Source organism: Mycobacterium sp. ST-F2 (genome assembly GCF_001905655.1).
Lineage (GTDB): Bacteria > Actinomycetota > Actinomycetes > Mycobacteriales > Mycobacteriaceae > Mycobacterium.
The window spans coordinates 50,283-66,246 of the sequence record NZ_JMHT01000013.1 but is presented as its reverse complement, the minus strand read 5'-3'; the positions used below and the strand labels follow the sequence as shown (position 1 = coordinate 66,246).

At 68.7% G+C, this 15,964-nt stretch carries 13 protein-coding genes; 5 read left to right on the top strand and 8 right to left on the bottom strand.

Annotation, left to right across the window (positions count from 1 at the left end; all coding sequences use genetic code 11):
* Positions 1-19: 19 nt before the first annotated feature.
* Positions 20-1,993, bottom strand: a complete 1,974-nt coding sequence (locus EB75_RS06465) for a M13 family metallopeptidase (protein WP_073694661.1) — start codon at positions 1,991-1,993, stop codon at positions 20-22.
* A gap of 59 nt (positions 1,994-2,052) precedes the next feature.
* Here EB75_RS06465 and EB75_RS06460 point away from each other — a divergent pair, with 59 nt between their 5' ends.
* A complete protein-coding gene (locus EB75_RS06460; RefSeq protein ID WP_073694635.1) occupies positions 2,053-2,688 on the top strand; it encodes a hypothetical protein in 636 nt (211 codons plus the stop codon).
* Positions 2,685-3,374, top strand: coding sequence for a hypothetical protein (locus EB75_RS06455; RefSeq protein ID WP_073694634.1), 690 nt, complete (start codon positions 2,685-2,687; stop codon positions 3,372-3,374). Before EB75_RS06460 ends, EB75_RS06455 begins: the two co-directional genes overlap by 4 nt.
* Here the strand turns inward: EB75_RS06455 and EB75_RS06450 are convergent.
* Positions 3,371-3,910 (bottom strand): helix-turn-helix domain-containing protein, encoded by a 540-nt coding sequence (locus EB75_RS06450; protein ID WP_073694633.1) that lies wholly within the window; start codon positions 3,908-3,910, stop codon positions 3,371-3,373. The two genes, EB75_RS06455 and EB75_RS06450, sit on opposite strands and share 4 nt — an antisense overlap.
* On the bottom strand, positions 3,907-6,831 hold the full coding sequence (locus EB75_RS06445; protein WP_073694632.1) for an MMPL family transporter: 2,925 nt from the start codon (positions 6,829-6,831) through the stop codon (positions 3,907-3,909). Before EB75_RS06445 ends, EB75_RS06450 begins: the two co-directional genes overlap by 4 nt.
* A gap of 412 nt (positions 6,832-7,243) precedes the next feature.
* Here EB75_RS06445 and EB75_RS06440 point away from each other — a divergent pair, with 412 nt between their 5' ends.
* Both EB75_RS06440 and EB75_RS06435 read left to right on the top strand, forming a co-directional pair.
* On the top strand, positions 7,244-7,813 hold the full coding sequence (locus EB75_RS06440; RefSeq protein ID WP_073694631.1) for a hemophore: 570 nt from the start codon (positions 7,244-7,246) through the stop codon (positions 7,811-7,813).
* 100 nt (positions 7,814-7,913) lie between these two features.
* The gene (locus EB75_RS06435; protein ID WP_073694630.1) at positions 7,914-8,270 is read left to right on the top strand and encodes a heme-binding protein; all 357 of its coding nucleotides are present in this window, start codon (positions 7,914-7,916) and stop codon (positions 8,268-8,270) included.
* Here EB75_RS06435 and EB75_RS06430 read toward each other — a convergent pair.
* From EB75_RS06430 to EB75_RS06420, 3 genes are read right to left on the bottom strand one after another with little or no spacing between them, the layout of a single operon-like run.
* Positions 8,267-8,647, bottom strand: coding sequence for a DUF3054 domain-containing protein (locus tag EB75_RS06430; RefSeq protein WP_073694629.1), 381 nt, complete (start codon positions 8,645-8,647; stop codon positions 8,267-8,269). The genes EB75_RS06435 and EB75_RS06430 overlap by 4 nt on opposite strands.
* Entirely contained in the window at positions 8,637-9,851 is a 1,215-nt protein-coding gene (locus EB75_RS06425; protein ID WP_073694628.1) for a M23 family metallopeptidase, read from the bottom strand. The genes EB75_RS06430 and EB75_RS06425 overlap by 11 nt, the downstream gene beginning before the upstream one ends.
* Positions 9,838-10,950: a lysylphosphatidylglycerol synthase transmembrane domain-containing protein gene (locus tag EB75_RS06420; RefSeq protein WP_073694627.1), complete on the bottom strand. Its 1,113-nt coding sequence runs from the start codon at positions 10,948-10,950 to the stop codon at positions 9,838-9,840. Before EB75_RS06420 ends, EB75_RS06425 begins: the two co-directional genes overlap by 14 nt.
* A 134-nt stretch (positions 10,951-11,084) precedes the next feature.
* On the opposite strand from EB75_RS06420, the gene EB75_RS06415 reads away from it, so the two are divergent.
* Positions 11,085-12,251 carry an AI-2E family transporter gene (locus tag EB75_RS06415; protein ID WP_073694626.1) on the top strand — a complete coding sequence of 389 codons (1,167 nt, stop codon included), beginning with the start codon at positions 11,085-11,087 and terminating at the stop codon, positions 12,249-12,251.
* Here the strand turns inward: EB75_RS06415 and mmpL3 are convergent.
* Positions 12,211-15,177, bottom strand: coding sequence for a trehalose monomycolate exporter MmpL3 (gene mmpL3, locus EB75_RS06410; protein WP_073694625.1), 2,967 nt, complete (start codon positions 15,175-15,177; stop codon positions 12,211-12,213). The two genes, EB75_RS06415 and mmpL3, sit on opposite strands and share 41 nt — an antisense overlap.
* A 97-nt stretch (positions 15,178-15,274) precedes the next feature.
* The gene (locus EB75_RS06405) at positions 15,275-15,955 is read right to left on the bottom strand and encodes a PIN domain-containing protein (protein WP_073694660.1); all 681 of its coding nucleotides are present in this window, start codon (positions 15,953-15,955) and stop codon (positions 15,275-15,277) included.
* Between the last annotated feature and the right edge of the window lie 9 nt (positions 15,956-15,964).

Below are 15,964 nucleotides of genomic sequence, written 5' to 3'. Positions count from 1 at the left end.
GGGGTTTCGCTTTCGACGGCTAGTTCCAGATCCGCACGCGCTCGGCGGGTTCCAGGTACAGCTCGTCAGATGTGTTGACGTCGAACGCCTCGTAGAACGAGTCGATGTTGCGGATGACGCCGTTGCACCGGAATTCCGGCGGCGAGTGCGGGTCGACTGCCAGGCGCCGAATGGCTTCGGCGTCACGGGATTTGGTGCGCCACACCTGCGCCCAGCCGAAGTACACGCGCTGGATGCCGGTCAGTCCGTCGATCACCGGGGCTTCCTCGCCGCCGAGTGACAACTCGTAGGCCAGCAGTGCGATGGACAGCCCGCCCAGGTCGCCGATGTTCTCGCCGACGGTGAACGCACCGTTCACGTGGTGGCTCGAATCGAGCGCCCGCGGTGTGAAGGCCTCGTACTGTTCGATGAGAGCCTTTGTACGCAAACCGAATTCGGCACGGTCGGCGTCGGTCCACCAGTCGACCAGGTTGCCGTCGCCGTCGTACTTGGCGCCCTGGTCGTCGAAACCGTGCCCGATCTCATGCCCGATCACCGCACCGATGCCGCCGTAGTTGGCGGCGTCGTCGGCCTCGGCGTCGAAGAACGGCGGCTGCAGAATGGCCGCGGGGAACACGATCTCGTTCATCCCCGGGTTGTAGTAGGCGTTCACCGTCTGCGGCGTCATGAACCATTCGTCGCGGTCCACCTCGCTGCCCAGCTTGGCCAGCTCCCGGTCGTGCTCGACGGCCTGCCCACGCAGGTAGTTGCCGTACAGGTCGCCCGCGTCGATCACCAGCGCCGAGTAGTCCCGCCAGCGTGCCGGGTAGCCGATCTTGGGGGTGAACTTGTCCAGCTTGGCCAGCGCGCGCTGCCGGGTCTCCGGCGTCATCCACTCGAGGTTGGTGATGCTGACGCGGTAGGCCTCGCGCAGGTTGGCCACGAGCTCGTCCATCCGCGCCTTGTGTGCGGGCGGGAAATGCCGTTCCACGTACAGCTTTCCGACGGCGTCGCCCATCAGGCCCTCGACCAGGCCGACGCCGCGCTTCCAGCGGTCCCGGATCTCCTCGGTGCCGGACAGCGTGCGGCCGTAGAACGCGAAGTTCTCCGCCACCAGGTCGTCGGTCAGGATCGGGGCGCGGCCGCTGATCAGGCGCCAGCTCAGCCAGGCCTTCCAGTCCTCGAGCGGCTCGGAAGCCCACAGGGCCGCGAACGCGACGAGGAAATCGGGTTGCCGCACAACGACTTCCGCCACCACGTCGGTGGATGACCCCACCGCCGTCAGCCAGCCGGCCCAGTCGAAACCGGGTGCCTCGTCGGCCAGGTCGGCGAAGCGGCGCAGGTTGTAGCTCAGGTCCGCGTCGCGGCGCTTGACCACATCCCAGTGCGCGGCAGCCAGTTTGGTCTCGAGCGCGACGATCCGCGCGGCCGTCTCGGCCTGATCGCCGCCGAAGACCAGCTCGAGCATGCGGGCGATGTGCTGCGGGTAGGCCGCCAGCACCGCCGCGTGCACCGGCTCGCGGTAGTAGGACTCGTCGGGCAGCCCCAGACCGGACTGGGTGAAGTGCAGCAGATAGCGCGTCGAATCCTTGGAATCGGTGTCGACGTAGGCGCCGGCGCCACCACCGACACCGGTGCGCTGCAGGGCGCCGAGCACGGCGGACAACGCTTCAGGGGTGGCAGCGTCGGCGATGAGAGTCAGATCGGCCCGCAGCGGCGCCAGGCCCACGGCAGCTACGCGCTCGGTGCCCATGAAGCTGGCGTACAGGTCGCCGATGCGCTGGGCGTCCGTGCCCGCGGCACCCGAGGCCGTCGTGATGATGTCGCGCACCTGCTCCTCGGCGCGGTCCGCCAGCAGCCGGAAGGCGCCGTCGGTGGCCCGGTCGGCCGGGATGTCGTAGTCGGTGAGCCAGCGGCCGTTGACGTGACCGAACAGGTCGTCCTGGGGACGGGCGTCGGCGTCGAGGTAGCTCAGGTCGATACCGGATCGGGGAGAGGTAGCTTCGAGAGTCACCACGCCATCCTGCCATCGCCGCTGCAGTGCCGGAGGGTGCTGCGGGTAGCCTCACGCCCATGCCTGACGAGCGCAGCGAAGATTCCGCCGCGAAAGACACCGCGGAAGACACCGCACCGGCCAGCGCGGCCACGGCAGCCACGGCCGACCGCATCTTCAGCCCCTACGGCATCGCCTCGGCGGTGCTGGGCGTCGTCGCAGCTGTCGCGGTGGTGGTGGCGACCTGGGTCTGGCTGGGCCACCGCGCCAACGACGCGGAGCGCGCGCACGAGGCGCAGGCCATGAAAGCCGCCGCCGAGTGGTCCAACCTGCTCATCAACATGACCAAGGACAACGTCGCCATCAACGTGCCGAAGCTGCACGAGGGCACGGTTGGCCAGCTCAACGCCGATTTCGACGCCACGGTCGAGCCGTTCACCAAGCTGGTCGAGAAGCTGCAGAGCCAGACCAGCGGGCAGATCGAATCGGTCGCGCTCGAGACACTGCATCACGCGCCGCCCAGTGAGCAGGGCAAGCCGGCGGTGCAGCCGGAGCTGGCGGCCATCTCGTCGAATACGACGACGGTGCTGGTGATCGCGACGTCCGTCAGCCAGAACGCCGGTGCCAAGCCGACCACGGTGCGCTGGCGGCTGCGTCTCGGGGTCTCCGACGTCGGCGGCAAGATGCTGATTTCGCGATTGGAGTCGCTGCGATGAGGAACGCCTTCCGGGTAGTGGCCTTCGACGTCCTGGCGCCGCTCGCGGTGCTGGCGAGCCTCATCTACATCGGGCTGGCGCTGGAGCGTCCGCTGTGGTGGGTCGTGGTGGGCACCATCGTCGGGCTGCTGGTGCTGCAGGCCTCGGTGGTCAACTTCGTGCTGTTCCGCCGTGACGGCGTCACCATGGGCACCGACGACGACGCACCCAAGTTGCGGCTGCTGGTCGCCGGGTTGACGGCCGCCGCCGTCGCCGCGGCCGCGATCGTCGGCTACACCAAGTGGACGGTGCCCGACCGCACCACCGACAACGACATGTCCACGGTGGTCGGCATCGCCAGCAGCGTCGCGGAGGCGTCGGCGACCTTCACCCCCGGCGCGCCGAATGTGTCGATCGACCGCGCCACATCGTTGATGGCGCCGCAGCGCGCGGAGGCCTACCGCAACGAGTTCAATGCGGTCGCCAAGGATCTGACCAGCCGTGGGGTGGCCGGTCAGGCCAGCACCGTCTCGGCCGGCATCGAGACCATCGGCCCGAATTTCGCCAGTGTCGCCGTCGTCATGCGGGCCACCCAGAACATCCCCAACAAGCCTGCTCAGGCGACGGTGCTGGGGCTGCGGGTCACGCTGACGAAGCAGGACGGACGCTGGCTGGTCATGGACGTGACCCCGATCGCGTCGCGCTAGGAGCGGGCCGAACGCATCCGGGCGAACCGGTCCGAGAGCCGCCGCATGCGCACCAGCAGTGCGGCCGACGGGCTGGTGGTGCCGGCGACGTACGTCGAAAGTTCTTGTGCGCCAACCCCGATGCGGGACGCGAACTCGGTCTCGCTGAGGCCCGAGCGCTCCATCAGCAGCCGGATCTGGCGCGCCACCTCGGCGCATTCGTTGGCCTCGAGCTGGGTGCGGGCGCGGGCCAGCACCTCGGACAACGCCTTGGAGACGCCGTACGGGTTGGTGGTCGCCAGAATCTCTTCGACCTGACGGGCCGTGCGGCCGAACGGGTCCCGCTTGATGGCGGCGACGATGCGCTGCCACACCGCCAGGTCGTCGTTCTCCAGCGCGGTCCGGATGGCTGACGTCGACCAGAACTCGACGGGCTTCTCGCCGGGGGGCTGAGCCGGGAACGCGACAGTGGGCGCGCCGTTGGTGCCGGCGGAGGCGGGTTCACCGGGTTCGTCGGCACCGGAAGGGGTGTCCCTCACTTCGGATGTCAACGTCACCTCGCCTCCTCCAACATGGCCACCGCCACTGCCAGACACCGCTGTTTGATGTCGGGCCAATCTGCCGTTTCGTGGTCGTCGAACGGATGCGGGTCGGCCAACCTGCGGACCAACTGGGTTGCCACCCACTGGTTCTTCGACCGTTCTCCACAGTAGTACCCGTCAATTCCCGCGAGAACCGCGGCTGCGGTCCGGATGTCCATGCACGACACCAGATCGACGAAGTCGGCGTAGTCCTGGACGCTGTTGCGGGACATGATCAGGTAGCCCTTGAGGCGCAGCGTCTCGGCGCCCGTCGGGATCTCCAGCCGGTCGCCGGTGGGCAGCAATACGGTCGTCGTCTCCACGGGGCTGCGCCGCTCGGTGGCGGGCCCGTCGGTGTCGCTGAGCGACAACGCGTCGAGCGCGACCGACAGCCGTCCGCCCCACATGGTGACGGGGTGCACCTCGGGGTTTTCCTTGACACGCGACGTGCCGTGCGAGCGGCGCCGCAGCAGCGCCAGCCCGGTGCGCGACCCGTCCTTGCGGGCGGGTGCCGCGGCGATCCGGCGCGGCACGGCCCGCGGGACGTACTGCGGCTCGCCGGGCTCGCCGCCGCTGCAGCCGCTGAACGCCAGCGGGTCGGAGACCGTAACCGTCTGCGCGGCAAGGCTTTGCAGCTTGGCCGCGGACTTGACGACGCTGCGCAGCTCGGCACCGGAGGGGCCCAGCGCGGAGATGTCGTCGGGGATGATGACCAGGCTGCCGGTGTCGGTGGCGGGCAGCGGCTTCTCGAAGTCGACCGACGGCAGCAGCCGATCCAGCCACGCGGGCAGCCACCAGTTCCACTGGTCGAACATCGCCATCAGCGCCGGCACCAGGACCAACCGCACCACCGTCGCGTCGACCGCGATGGCCACGGCGCAGGCCACGCCCATCTGGGCGACCAGCGGCATGCCGGCGAACGCGAACCCGATGAAGACGGCGATCATGATCAGCGCCGCGCTGGTGATGGTCCGGGCGCTGGTGCTGACGCCGTACGCGACGGCGTCGCGGGTGTTGCCGGTCTGCAGGAAGCGCTCGCGGATACGCGTCAGCAGGAAGATCTCGTAGTCCATGGACAGGCCGAACGTCATGGCCAGGACCAGCGGCGGGATGGTGCTGTCCAGCGACTCCAGAGGCTTGAAGCCCAGGGCCTGGAACCAGCCCCATTCGAAGACGATCACCAAGCTGCCGTAGGCCGCGGCGACCGACAGCACCGTCATCAGGACGCCCTTGATCGCCAGCACGATCGACCGGATCGAGATCAGCAGCATCACGAACGCGATCAGCGAGACGAAGACGAACACCAGGATCTCGGTGTTCGCGACGCGATGGTCGAAGTCCATGATCAGCGCCGTCGGACCGCCCACCGCGATCGTGACGTTCGGGCCGGCGACGCCCGGCAGGTGTTGACGCAGCCACGTGATGGAGTCCCGCGCGACCAGATCTTCGGGATCGACCGACAGCACGACCGTGAACAGCGCACTGCGGTTGTCGTTGCTGAACACCGGTGGCGACACCTGGGCCACGTCCGGTGCCTGCGTCATGCTCTGGTGCAGGGCGTCGAGCGTCGCGGTGCTCTGCGGGTCGGACGCCGTCGCCTCGGGGAACGTCGCCAGCACCCGGATGGGTCCGAGCGCACCCGGGCCCAGCGCGTCCGCCGCCGCGGCGACGCCCGTCCGGATCTCGTGGCTGGGTTCGAACTGGCGCAGCATGCTGTTGCCCAGCGTCATACCGAACGACGGTGCCGCCAGGGCGATGAGGAAGGCGGCGGCCAGCAGCGCCGACAGCCACGGGCGGCGCATGGTGCGTTCGGTCCACTGGGTCCAGAACTTCGATTGTGTGACGTCGGGGCGGCGCGTGACCTGCAGCCACGACGAGCGTTTGGCCACGCGCTTGCCGAACGTGGCGAGCACCGCCGGGATCAGCGTGGTCGACGTCAGCACCGCGACGGCGACGGCGAGGATGGCGCCGGTGGCCATGGACGACAGCACCGGGGTGCCGATCAGGTAGATGCCGGTGATCGACGCGATGACCGTCAGGCCGGACAGCAGCACCGCCAGGCCCGACGTCGCCATCGACGCGTCGACGGCCTGTTCCGGATCGCGCCCGGCCCGCAGCTCCTCGCGGAAGCGCATCAGGATGAACAGCGAATAGTCCACGGCCAGCGCGATGCCGAACATCGACAGCGTCGTCGTCACGAAAACGCTCATGGTGACCCAGATGGACAGCAGATAGACCACGCCCATCGTCACGATCACCGTGCAGGCACCGAGCAGCATCGGCATGGCCGCGGCGGCCAGCGAGCCGAACACCGCCAGCAGCACGATCAGCACGATCGGCAGGTTCCACTTCTCGGCTTCGGCGACGTCGTGCTTGGTGGTCTCGCTGGCGGCCGCACCGAGTGCGCCCTGTCCGATGACGTACAGCCGTACTTTGCCGGCGGCGGTCTGGCCGGGCTTGCCGCCCGCGACGCCGACCTCTTTGCGTAGCTTCTTCGCGATGTCGACGGCGCCGCTGTTGTTGAAGTCGAGGCGCAGCGTCACGACGTAGGGCTTGCCGGCCTGTGGCTCGGGCTGCGTGGGATCGGGCACGACCTCGACGCTCGAGATGCCCGCGGCGATGCGTTTCAGCTCGTCGACGGCGGCCGTCATGTCTTCTTGCGACGCGCCTGAGGTCGGGGCCGCGACCAGCGCCAGCGGCGAGGCGCCTTCGTCGGGGAAGTGGTCCTCGAGCTCGCGCTGGACGTGCAGGGACTGAGAGCCGGCGACTTCGAACCCGCCGCCGCTGAGGTTGCTGGACTGGGTCGCCGCGAGATACAGGGACGGCACCATGAGCAGCAGCCAGGTGGCGAAAACCGCCCAGCGCCAGCGCCGAAGCAGACCGCTCAGCCGCATCATCAACTGCTGGATGGCGAACCCTCTTCCTGCGGTCGTCCCGGTTGCCACCGGAGTGTTTTGATCGGCGTTGCGTGCCGCCGACCTTACCCCAGTATGAGGTAGGGTGACCGGCCCGCGAGCGCCGTTGCCGCCTGCTGGAAAACCTTGATCCAACTGCAACCGGACGGTCTCCCGGCCCCCGGGCAGCAACCGTGGGCACCACCGCTCGCGGGGTGTTTGCACCGGAGGTAACCGGCCGATGACCTGGATGTTTGCTGTATGGATTGGCCGCGGGCCGCGCCGCGATGGCAAGATGGCGGGAGCCGAATCCCGGATGAGGTTGCGGGCACCAACAGGCGCCGCCCCGGGAAATCAGTGTTTGCCGAGTGTTTACACGGCCGACAAGGGCCCGTAAACCGTGAGGAGATTTGCCATGAGGATGACCAGCGTGACGGTTCGCCGCGGACTCGCCGGGGCGTTCGCTGTAACTGCACTCGGCGGTGTGATGGTGACGTCGTTCGGCGCTCCGTCGGCCGGTGCCGGCCAGGATCCGTGCGCTGCCAGCCAGGTCGCCAAGACCATCGGCATGGTGGCCACCTCGATGGGCACCTATCTGGACGCGCATCCGTCCGCCAACCAGACCCTGACCGCCATCTCGCAGCAGCAGGCCGGCCCGCAGTCGTTGGTGGCGCTGAAGACCTACTTCGACGCCAACCCGCAGGAGGGCGCCGCGCTGCAGAACCTCCAGGCGCCGCTGGTCACGCTGTCCTCGCAGTGCAAGCTGCCGGTGACGCTGCCGCAGCTGATGGGGCTGATGCAGACCGCGCAGGGCGGCGGCCTCCCGGCCACCCTGCCGGCGATGCCCGCGATGCCCACGAACCCGGTGGCACCGAGCGCACCCGGCACCGCGCCGTTCGTGCCCACCCTGCCCGGCGTGACGACGGCGACGGGTTCCATTCCCGCGGCCCAGGCCGTGTCGGCGGCGCAACCCGCCGCGCGGTAGGCAACGACGGGCGGTCCTGCGCTCTTCTGCTTATCTTTGAGGGGCCGGTAGCCCCGTCGGGGTTCGGATACCGGAGCTCTCGACGAAGGGGTTTGACCACATGATGCTCACCGCTCTGGCCAAGCGACGCGTTGTTGCCGGCTTCATCGGCGCCGGTGCGATCGCCGGCAGCATGCTGTTCGGTGCCGTCCCGTCGGCGTTCGCCGACGATCTGCCGCCCAACTGCACCGCGGCGGACCTGGCCGGCGTCCGGTCGGGCGTCGACGCGTCGACCTCCGCCTATCTGTTCACCCATCCGGATGTGAACGACTTCTTCACCAGCCTGCGCGGCCTGTCGAAGGATCAGTCGCACGCCAAGGTCAAGCAGTACCTGGCCGCCAACCCGCAGATCAAGGCCGAGCTGCAGGGCATCCGGCAGCCGCTCAAGGACATCCGCGACCGCTGCGCCGCCCGCTAGCCCCGGCGCCGGATGAGCGCGGCGGCGCCGCGCCAGCCGAGCAGGAACACGGCGGTGACGGTCGACGCGACGATCACGAAGCTGACCGCGACGCCCTGCGCCGAAGCCTTGCGCAGCAGCATGCCGATCACGACGGTGCTGATCCACACCGCCAAGCCGGTGGGGATCAGCGCCGTCGGGCGGCGCCAGCCCTGCGCCAGCGCCCAGCCCGCGGCGGTGCCCGTCAGGAACGGCCAGCTGGTGTGCGCGACGCCCGCGAGGGTGATGCCTTCGGCGTGACTGCGTCGCCCGATGGCGCAGAAGATCACCACCAGCACCACGTCGGCGAGGAAAGCCTGTGTGGCGCTGCGGGTTCCGGTGTCCTGCTCAGTTGTCATACGTCATCACGTCCAGGTTCAGTGGGCTGACATTGTCTTCGTCGCGCGCGGTGAAGCCTGGTTGCATCCGGGCCGGGCCACCGGTGTCGAGCGCGTCGGCCGCGGCCAGGTTGGCCAGTCGGCCGGTGAGCTTGAACGACCGGAAGACGAACGGCAGGCCGTCCGCGCGCAGCGGGTCAGCTGTGCTCATCACATGGAAATGCAGGTGCGGCGCAGTGGAATTGCCGGTGTTGCCGACGTTGCCCAGCACCTGTCCGGTACTCAGTTGGTCACCCGGCTTGACCTTGACGGTGCCGGTCTTCAGGTGCGCATAGAACGCGAAGTTGCCGTTCCCGATGTCCTGGACGACGTGGTTGCCGCCGTACTGCGCCAGCGTCAGACCGGTCGGGTCGACGCCGGGAACCTGCTCGGGCAGCCCGTCGAGGACCGCCACCACCGGGCCGTCGGCCACCGCGTGCACGTCGGACCCGAAGTAGGCATAGCTGTCGATCTTCGCGCGGTCCCCGCTGAACAGCTGCCCGTCGGCCAGTAGCTGCTCGTAGTCGATGGCGAATCGCTCTGCGCCCCAGAGCTTTCCGTCGATCGGGTTGAGTGCCATCCGGTGCGGCGTCATGTCACAGCAGCTGTTGGCGTCGACCCAGCCGGAGCCACGCAGCGGCGGTTCGATGACAACGGGCTTGCGGTCGGACACCGTCACCGGTGCGACGGTCTCGGTCACCACCGGCGGCACGAGCGGCGGTATGGGCTTGGGGACCTTGACCGCCACGCGGTGCGAAAGCTGCTGGGGGACAGCGCTTCCGGAGTTCAGGCTGACGTCCAGCCACACGATGGACCGCTGGCCGGGGCCCAGGTCGTTGGTGCTGATCCGGGTACCCATGGTCCGGGTCCAGTAGGCGAGGCCGGCCCCGGACAGTTGCAGCAGTGGCCCGGCCGGGCCCATGACCGCGATCGAGTCGACCGTCACGGGTTCGGGTGAGGTGTTGGTGAGCAGCAGCTCGTAGGCCAGTTGCACGCGGCCGTCCGTGGTGGGAACCGGGACGGGTGCGGCGACGACGTCGGCCAGTACGGGGGTGACGATCGGCGCGGCGGCATCCGCGGAAGTGGCTGGGGGAGTGGAAGATTGTCCAGTTTTTGGTACTGCGGTACAGGAAGTGAGTGCGGCGGCGAGCAGCACCACCGCCGCCAGCCGGCTACCCCTGGTCATGTGACGAATCCGGGGCGTCGGGATCGAAGTCCTTCTCGGTGCGGAACAGGAAGAAGAACACCACCCAGCCGATGGCCGAGATGAAGATCCAGCTGACCAGCCGATAGATCAGCATGGTCGAGATGGCCGCCGCCAACGTCATGCCACTCGACACCAGGCCGGGCACCAGCACCGCCTCGACCACCAGCAGCCCGCCGGGCATCAGCGGAATGGCCCCGACCGCGCGGGCCGCGGCGTACGCGACCGTCAGCCCGGCCAGCGACGGGTGCCCGCCGGTGGCATAGGCCGCGCAGGCCAGGCACGCGACGTCGGCGACCCAGTTGAACAGTGACCAGCTGAACGCCACGGTCAGGGTCCGGCGACTCAGGCTCACCGACTCGAGCTGGCGCAGCGTTCGGCGCCAGCCCTCGAGCCCGGTTTCGGCGGGCTTGCCGCGCAGCGAGTTGACCCACGACAGCAGCCGCACCCCGATGCCGTCGATCTGCTGCGGGTTGGCGGCGACGGTCTGGGCCAGCAGCAGCAGCGCCACGAAGCCACCGATGGTGAAGATCAGCGACAGCGGGTTCTTGCTGGCGCCGAGCATGAACGCGCCGCCCAGGCCCAACAGCGCCAGCCCGACCACCTGCAGGGCCCCGGACATCACCAGCTGCCACGACGCCACCAGCGGCGAGGCGCCCCACAGCCGCTGCTGGCGGTAGACGAAAGTCGCCGAGAGCACGGGGCCGCCGGGCAGCGTGGTGGACAGCGCGTTGCCGGCGTAGAACGCGGCCTCGGACCGCCACTGTTTGACCTGGACGCCGGCCGATCGGAGCAGGGTGCGCTGAATCTGCGCGAAGCTGTGCATGGAGGCGAGGGCCGCGATGGCCGCCGCGGCGACCCACCACCACGTCGCCGACAGCAGGCTGCGCCACGCCTTGGCGAGCTGTTCCCACACCATGACGATCTCGATGGTCAGCACGGCGACGGCGATGCCGATGAGGACCCAGCGCAGCCACCAGTACTTACCGCGCGTCCGGCCCGGGTGCGCGCGGCCGTCACGAGCCGTCAGCAGGCCGCGACGGCGAGCCGTCACCGGTCCCTGCGTAGCCTCGTTCGACATCCGCTTAGCGTATCCGGCGTGTCGCCGTCGGCGCGCCGTGTGCGGCACGCAACGCGCAACGACCCCGCGGGCTCATACGCGATCCGCCTCCGGCTTCTCGCCGGGCGGCATCCCGCGGCGCTACGCTGGCGCCCATGTCACACGCCGACGAAGCGGTCGATCCGGTAGTACGTAAGGCCGCGGCCTGGTCATGGCGGTTGCTGGCGATCTTCGGCGCGGTGCTCGCCCTGCTGTGGCTGGTCATCAAGCTCGAGGTCATCGTCGTGCCGGTGCTGCTGGCCACGCTGGCCGCGGCGTTCCTGCTGCCGGCCGTCGACCTGCTGACGCGGTGGGGTCTGCCGCGCGGTGCGGCGGTCGCGGCGATGCTGTTGAGCTCCATCGTGGTGATGGGCGGCATCCTGACGTTCGTCGTCTCCCAGTTCATCGAGGGCGCGCCGGCGCTGGTGGAACAGGTCACCAGGAGCATCGACGGCGCCCGCAAATGGCTGACCGAAGGCCCGGTCCTGCATCTGAGCGCCGATCAGATCAACAGCGTCGGCCAGACCGCCATCGATGCGCTGAAGAACAATCAGGCCAAGCTGACCAGCGGCGTCTTCTCCACCGCCGGCGCCCTGACCGAGATCATCACCGGCATGCTGCTGGTCCTGTTCACCCTGATCTTCCTGCTGCACGGCGGCCGCGACATCTACGCATTCGTCACCAAGATCTTCCCGGCCACGGTGCGGGACCGGGTGCGCGACGCCGGCCGGGCCGGCTTCGGCTCACTGATCGGCTACGTCCGCGCGACGTTCGTGGTGGCGCTCGTCGACGCCGTCGGTATCGGCACCGGGCTGGCGATCATGGGGATTCCGCTGGCGCTGCCACTGGCCTCGCTGGTGTTCCTGGGTGCGTTCGTCCCGCTCGTCGGTGCGGTGGTGACCGGTTTCGTGGCCGTGGTGGTGGCGTTGATCGCGAAGGGCTGGATCTACGCGCTGATCGCCCTCGGCCTGATCATCGCGGTGCAGCAGCTGGAGGCCCACGTGCTGCAGCCCATCGTCATGGGCCGCGCGGTATCGGTGCACCCGCTCGCCGTCGTCCTCGCGATCGCCGGCGGCAGTGTCACCGCCGGCATCATCGGCGCGCTGATCGCGGTGCCGATCGTCGCTTTCCTCAACAGCGCCATCCGCGTGCTGATCGCCGACGATCCGGCGGCCGTGGAAGCAGACCTGCTGGCGAAGGCCGGGTCGGTCGCCGCAGCCGCGGTGACGCCCGACTCGCCAGCTACAGACGGCCCTCCCGGCGCAGCAGATCCTGGGCGCTGACGCCGCCGCCGCTACCGCGGCGCTGGGTTTCCGCGGTGTCGATCTTCTCGGTGGCATCGGGCGTCTCGGCCGGCTGCGCGCGGAACGCGGTGGTCGGCTCGTTGCCCTGATCACCCGGTGCGTCTGACGGGGTCTGGATCTGCGGCCCGGAGGCGCTGAGGTTGCCCCGCAGCTGGCCGAGCCACGATTCGATCTCCCGGTTGCCGCTGGCGCCCTGGCCCGGGCTCGGGTCGGCGGGCCGAGCAGCACCTGGCGCGCGCAACGCGGTGGTGGCGGGATCAGAGGTCTGACCCATCGCGGTGGTCGCCGGGTCGTTCTGCGGGGTGACGGCGCGGGTCACGTTCGACACCACGTTGCGGAACGCCTTGGCGGCGCTGAACCGCGTGGTCGCGGGCTCGGACTCGGGTGCCTGGACCGGCGGCGCCGGCGGTGCGGGTGGCGCCTGCGGGGCCGGAGCCGGCGCCTGCGGGGCCGACGGCATCCGGTTGGTCGGGGCCTGGCTCGGCGGCTGCGGCTGACCGGGGTTGATCCGGGTCGGGACGGCGCGCTGGCCGGCGGCCGGATGGGTCGGATCGTGCGGGGCGCGCGCGGGCGCACCGGAACCGACGAGGGCACGCGGCTCCTCGGGGTCGCGGACCGCGGGACGCTTGCGCTCGTCGGGCAGCTCGGTCTCGCCGAGGCCGAGCTTCTGCTGGATGCGCTTCATCCACAGCGGCGCCCACCAGCAGTCGTCGCCCAGGAGCTTCATGACGGCCGGCACCAGGAACATCCGGATGACGGTGGCGTCGAGCAGCAGCGCCATCAGCAGACCGAACGCCAGGTACTTCATCATCACCAGGTCTGAGAACGCGAACGCGCCGACGACGACGGCCAGCACCAGCGCCGCGCCGGTGATCAGGCGTCCGGTGGTCGCGGTACCGATCCGGATGGCCTCGGCGGTGGACATGCCGCGTTCGCGGGCCTCCACCATGCGGGACACCAGGAAGACCTCGTAGTCGGTCGACAGACCCCAGATCACCGCGATGATCAGGCCGATCATCGGGGCCATCAGCGGCTGCGCGGTGTAGTTCATCAGTCCGGACCCGTGCCCGTTCTCGACGAACATCCAGGTCAGGATGCCCATGGTCGAGCCAAGGGTGAGCGCGCTCATCAGCGCGGCCTTGATGGGCAGCACCAGCGAACCGAACGCCAGGAACATCAGGATGGTCGTGGTGATGACCAGGATCACGCCCATCAGCGGGAGCTTCTCGTACAGCGTGCTGATGCTGTCCTGCTCCAGCGCCGGGGTGCCGCCGACCATGACCTTGACGCCGTGCGGTTCCTGCAGGGCGCGCAGTTCGTTGATCTTCTCGGACGCGTCACCACTGTTGACCAGACCGTTGGACAGCACCCGGACCGACGGGGTCTTGGTGCCACCCTCCTGGTAGGTCCGCTCGGCCCACATCTTCGACTTGTCGTTGTCGTCCGGCATCACGAACCCGCTGATGGTGGCGGCGTTGGCCCGCACCTGAGCGATCTGCTGGTCGGTGACGGGCTGGCCGTTGTCGCTCTTGATCACCAGGGTCAGGGCGTTGGTGCGGAAGCCGGGGAAGATCTTGTCGAACTCTTCCTGCGCCACGCGAACCGAGTTGTCCGGCGGCAGGTACTTCTCGCTCATGCCGGCCAGGGCCAGCTGACCCAGCGGGATCACCAGCAGGATCATCCCGATGGTGATCGGCACGGCAAAGGCCAGCGGCCGCTTCATGACGACGTTGACCAACTTGCCCCAGAAGCCCTTCTCGACCTCTTCGCGGGTCTTGGTCTTCTGTGTCTTCTCGGCGAACCAGTCGATGATCTTGCGCGAGAACGGCCAGTTGGCCAGGAACGGCACCTTCAGCAGGGTGCGGACACCGAGCGCGTCGACGTTGGTACCCAGGATGCCGAGGACGGCGGGCAGCACCGTATTCGACAGGAAGGCGGCCAGCAGCACCGACGCGATGATGGCGTAGGTGATGGACCGCAAGAAGCCCAGCGGGATCAGCAGCAGCGGCAGGGACGACGCGACGATGATCACCGCGGAGAACGCGACGGTGCGGCCCGAGGTCATGACGGATCTTCGAACCGCGGCCTCGACGTCGTAGCCCTCGGCCAGTTCTTCTCGGAACCGGCTCACGATGAACAGGCCGTAGTCGATGGCGATACCGAAGCCCATCATGGTCACGACGGGCTGGGCGAAGAAGTGCACCGGACCGAATTCGGCGGTGAACCGCAGGATGCCGAGTGCGCCACCGATGGTCAGGCCGCCGATGATCGCGGGGAGTGCGGCGGCGACCGCTCCGCCGAACACGAAGAACAGCACGACCGCGACGAGCGGCACGATGGCGAGCTCGGCGCGCTTCTGGTCGGTGCCGATGGTGCCGGTCAGCTCGCTGGCCAGCGGTTCCAGGCCGGCCAGTTTGATGTTGCCGCCGTTGACCTTGTACAGGTCGGGGGCGACGGCCTGGTAGTTCTTCAGGATCGCGTCGTCGTTGTCGCCCTTGAGCGGGACGGTGATGAAGGTGTGCCGCAGGTCCTGCGTCGTCATCTTCTTCAGGCCGTCGCTGGGCGCCTTGAGCCAGCCGACCCAGGCCACGACCTTGTCCTTGTGGTCGCTCACGAAGGTGTCCAGCTCGGCGCTGACCTTCTTCTGCCACGCCGGATCGGTGATCTTCTTGTTGTCGGGCGGGGTCAGGATCGCCACGACCAGGCTGGTCCGGTCGCGGCCGTACACCTCATCACCGAGGACCGACGCGGCGACGGACTCGCTGCCTTCGTTGTAGAAGCCACTTTGTGTGACATGCTCGCCAAGGCTGGACCCGTATACGGCGCCACCAAGGCACAGTGCGACCATGACACCGATCACTATGTATCGGAATCGGTACACCGTTCGACCCCACCAGGCGAACACGTCAGCTCCTCACGATTATCTGCATAAAGTCCTGCTCAAAGGCACTCTCTAAGAGGTTGCCATTTTTGGCCACCGCACACGTCATCTGTAGTTATTCCTAAGCGCGCGAGCTCAGCAGCGCGGACAACGGCCGGAACGGCTGCAGCCACGCGCCCTGATCAGGCAGCGAATCCAGGCCGATTCGCGGCAGCGGCTCCCTGAAGACACCAGGGATGTCTTCCAGGTCGACGAAGTCCAAGGTATCCGACGCTAACGCCCAACTGGCATGTTCGCGAAATCCGACCACGGTCGCGGGGGTGCCGTCGTGGGCGATCTCTTCGAGCGGCTGACGGAACGCCTGACCGTCGGCCGAAGCCACATAGATGCCGGCCAGGCCCTCGCTGCGGCGCAGCGCGATGTGGGCCAGCATGTCGCTGTCCACGTCGCTGTCTTCGTCGAGTTTCGGCTTGGCGAACACCGCGAAACCGACGTTCCGCAGTGCCTCGACCCACGGCCGCACGACGTCGGCGCTGCCAGGGGCGATGTTGGTGAAGACGGTCGCCTCGGGCTCGAGGGACACCGGTGCCTGGTCCGGCCTGCGGCCGTTGGCGATCTCATTCGTGCGCGCCAGCAGCCAGCGGCCCAGCGCATCGAATCGGGGCCGGTGCGCGGCCGTCGGCCGTCCGCCGAGGATCGACCCGAGGCCCATGTCCAGGTTCGGCGCGTCCCACACCAGCAGCACCCGGTGTGGCCGGGGCCCCGGCGGCGGGGTCGGCGGGTAGGGCTTGACCTGTGGGATGGCCTGCGG

What these genes read in the sequence shown, in the direction of transcription:
- EB75_RS06460 (WP_073694635.1), top strand. Translation starts at nt 2,053, where the DNA reads ATGCCTGACGAGCGCAGCGAAGATTCCGCCGCGAAAGACACCGCGGAA.
- EB75_RS06455 (WP_073694634.1), top strand. Translation starts at nt 2,685, where the DNA reads ATGAGGAACGCCTTCCGGGTAGTGGCCTTCGACGTCCTGGCGCCGCTC.
- EB75_RS06445 (WP_073694632.1), bottom strand. Translation starts at nt 6,831, where the DNA reads ATGATGCGGCTGAGCGGTCTGCTTCGGCGCTGGCGCTGGGCGGTTTTC.
- EB75_RS06440 (WP_073694631.1), top strand. Translation starts at nt 7,244, where the DNA reads ATGAGGATGACCAGCGTGACGGTTCGCCGCGGACTCGCCGGGGCGTTC.
- EB75_RS06435 (WP_073694630.1), top strand. Translation starts at nt 7,914, where the DNA reads ATGATGCTCACCGCTCTGGCCAAGCGACGCGTTGTTGCCGGCTTCATC.
- EB75_RS06430 (WP_073694629.1), bottom strand. Translation starts at nt 8,647, where the DNA reads ATGACAACTGAGCAGGACACCGGAACCCGCAGCGCCACACAGGCTTTC.
- EB75_RS06425 (WP_073694628.1), bottom strand. Translation starts at nt 9,851, where the DNA reads ATGACCAGGGGTAGCCGGCTGGCGGCGGTGGTGCTGCTCGCCGCCGCA.
- EB75_RS06420 (WP_073694627.1), bottom strand. Translation starts at nt 10,950, where the DNA reads ATGTCGAACGAGGCTACGCAGGGACCGGTGACGGCTCGCCGTCGCGGC.
- EB75_RS06415 (WP_073694626.1), top strand. Translation starts at nt 11,085, where the DNA reads ATGTCACACGCCGACGAAGCGGTCGATCCGGTAGTACGTAAGGCCGCG.